2 protein-coding genes and 1 pseudogene are annotated in these 3,085 nt (G+C 62.2%); all 3 read right to left on the reverse strand.

Annotated features, from left to right (window positions below):
- A pseudogene (locus tag ACLP25_RS22130) lies at window positions 1-199 on the reverse strand (phytochelatin synthase family protein); the annotation flags it as partial.
- Between the two features lie 154 nt (window positions 200-353).
- Window positions 354-767, reverse strand: a complete 414-nt coding sequence (locus ACLP25_RS22135; protein WP_442471301.1) for a c-type cytochrome — start codon at window positions 765-767, stop codon at window positions 354-356.
- Between the two features lie 39 nt (window positions 768-806).
- Entirely contained in the window at window positions 807-2,408 is a 1,602-nt protein-coding gene (locus ACLP25_RS22140; RefSeq protein WP_442471302.1) for a flavin monoamine oxidase family protein, read from the reverse strand.
- Window positions 2,409-3,085: the final 677 nt, after the last annotated feature.

The raw sequence follows: 3,085 nt of genomic DNA on the forward strand, positions 1-3,085 counted from the left end.
AGGCTTGGTTCTTCTGGGTCTCGAACGCGACGCTGATCGGAAAATAGGCCTCGAGAGCGCGCGTCTCGAGCAAGAAGGCTTCGCCTTGCAGAGACCGTAGGTCGACGAGATTGTCCGGCGGCCTAAGAGACTGGGCTGAGGCGACCGTCGCCAGAAGCAGCGGCAGGAATAAAGAGGCTCGGGCAAACCTGGCTCTCATGACGAAACTCCTGCCCTGACCGACTACCGATGCGTCGCTCGGCAATGATGGGTTTTGTCGGACCGTGACCCTTTCGATGTCTCCAGGCAAGTCGGACGCCGTCAGGGCGGCGCTTTGCGGTCACGCTCAAGAGACGGCTTCCAGGGAGCGAGCCTCACTGCCGCCTCGCCGCCTCGACGTCCGCGGGCGACAGCCCGTCGCCATAGGCGTTGCCGAAGTGGGTGCGAACATAGTTGATGACGTCGGCTATCTGCTGATCGCTCATCATCTGGCCGACTGGCGGCATGCCCCTTTGTCCCTTCAACAGAAGTCTCACCAGATAGTCGGCCGAGGCGACCTCCTTGTTGTCGGCCAGCGCCGGATATTCGCCTGCGCCCGCCGCTCCCTGGGCATTCGGCTGATGGCAGCCGGCGCAGACGGCGGCGAACAACGCTGCGCCGCCCCTCTCTTCGAAGACTTGACCCTGGCTCAAAGGAAAGGTCTCGGAGGAAAGCGGTTCACCGGCCCAGACCGCGCAGGGCGCCAGGGCGGCGTACAGCAGCAGGGCGCGGCGGATCGTTTTTGGCATCGCAAGGTCCAAGCCCCGGAAACAGTTATGACGAGGGCGTTATCGACTCGCCAGTATCCGCCTGTGCAGTCGCGTAATTGCGTCCAGCGCCGACAGGATCGCGCCCTCCTGCCAAGCGGGGATGTAAGAAGCGTGCTCGCCCGCCAGCACGATCCGGCCGTCGATCTGACAGAGATTGTCATAGTGCGCGCGGCGCGTCGCATCCGTCCATTCGCCCGCGCATCCGAGGGTGAACGGAACGCGATGCCAGGCGACCGAGACACCGGTTTCGAACTCGGATGCATATCGAGAATGAATCTGGGCGCCGCACTTGACCGCGAGCCTGATCCGATCCCCGGGCGTCATTGCGGTAAGTTCGTATGAATTTGGACCGCCCCAGGTGTAGCCGCCGAGCAGCACGCCTTTCCCGCCGGAATTGAACCCGGAGCTCGGATACGCAATCTGGCGGATGGGGAGGTTCGTGTAAGAGATCCCCCCGAATATGCGCTCGTCCTCCTCCCAGAAGCGGCGTCGGAACTGCAATCCCGTTTTGACCACGGACGCGTAGGGAACGGCGTCGATGGCGGCTTTCATGGAAACAGAGACATTGATGGGAAGCTCGCTCAGGATCGAGAGCGGCAGAGTGCAAACGCACCAGTCGGCCTTGGTCTCCTGAACGATTGCGCCGTGGTTGAGGTCCTCGAATGTGACGGTCACGCCGCGTTCGTCCTGTTGGATCGCCGTGACCTTGCTGCCGTACCGGATCCCGTTTGGGATCTGTCGCGCGAACGCTTCCCCGATCCGACCCATGCCGCCGACCGGCTGGAACATCGTCGGCTGGAAGTCGTAGAGTGAAAAGTTCTGCAAGTCGCGCCAAAGGCGGGAGGTCAGCAGGTCGTGCAGTTGAGTGGGCTGGCTGTTTAACGGCTCCGCCGCGAGCCCGCCGCCGGGATCCCTGGCATAGCCTCGGAACGCCGCGGACATGTCGCCGGCCTTGTAACGAAAGTCGTCGTCAAGCGCGCCAAAGGAGCGCAGCGCCTCGAGCAGAATCTCCTGATCTTCTTTAGACACCGTTTCATCGAGCGCGCCCTGACGGCTGGCCTTCGCGAGGAGTTCTGCGATCGACCCCTCGAAGTCCGCCTTGATCTCCCGAATCCGCTGGGGCTTGCTGTCGAAGGCCGTGGTCGCGTGAAGATAGGCATTGTGATTGAGCTGAATGAACGGCTCGAGAGCAACGCCAAACCTGCGACAGTAATCGAGAATTGCATGATGGTGGTACGGGATCCGCCAAGGCCCCGGATTGAGATAAAGGCCGTCGTCGAACATGCAGTGCTGCGTGGCGCCGCCGAGTTCAGTGTAGGTATCGCCACCCCGAATCGTCCAGTTTCGCCCTCCGGGACGGGCATTGTATTCCAGGAGCTCGACCTTGTATCCGACCCGGCGGAGTTCGAAGGCGGCCGTCATCCCAGCGAGTCCGGCGCCCAGAATGACGACGGACGCGCCTTTCGGATCGCCTTCGAGCTTGATCGGGCCTCGATAGGGCGACTCCGCGGCGAACCCGAGGCTCGTCATCGCCTGATACATCGCGGCCCCGCCGGCGGCCGCCCCGATTAGCGAGAGCAGATCGCGCCGCCTCAGAGGGGGGTTCGCCGGGTCATTCATGAGTTGTCACAGTTTCCAGATGCTCCAATTCAAAGCTTGCGGTGTTCCGGCCGCCGTCGTGATTGGGCTAACCAAAGCACGATAGGTCAGAATGAGGCAGAACCAAGCAGGAAGCGAGGGAGTTTCCGTGATCGCTCAATTTAAGTGAGAGCCCATCAACGCTCAGGAGCAAGCAGGTTGAGCGAAGCGCAGATCATCGGAGTGTTGCGCGAACAGTAAGGGCGAAGTCTGAAGCTGGCTTGCCGGCGGCGCAGGATCAGCGGGCACACTTCGACCGCGAAAGCAAAACTACGACCCGACGTGGGCTGCGCTGGTTCGTGACCGCAAGGCTGTCGGTCTTAAGAGATCGCTCGAGCCGAGTTCCCAGCTTGGGGTGCGGAACTCTGGGGACCGCGAGCGTCGCCCGCCACGTTCCCGCGTGCATCTCGAGCCAGCGGCGATCTTGAACAGTGCGCGCCATAAACTTCGCCCTGCCGTGCGCCTGCGAACCCGTATTGCGTACGCAGCGCGTACCCACACTGAGTACCAGCAGCCAATCAATATCTTGAAAACATGCCGGGTTCGAATCTGGAGGGTTATGTGAGGTCGCCGACGCGAGAGTTGGGCGTCACGGAGGGCGACCTCACATAAGCCGGATTGAACGAAGGCGCGGGCCGGTCGGCCGCTATGGCGAAAGC

Origin of the sequence: Roseiarcus sp. (assembly GCF_052145395.1) — a bacterium.
Classification (GTDB): domain Bacteria; phylum Pseudomonadota; class Alphaproteobacteria; order Rhizobiales; family Beijerinckiaceae; genus Roseiarcus.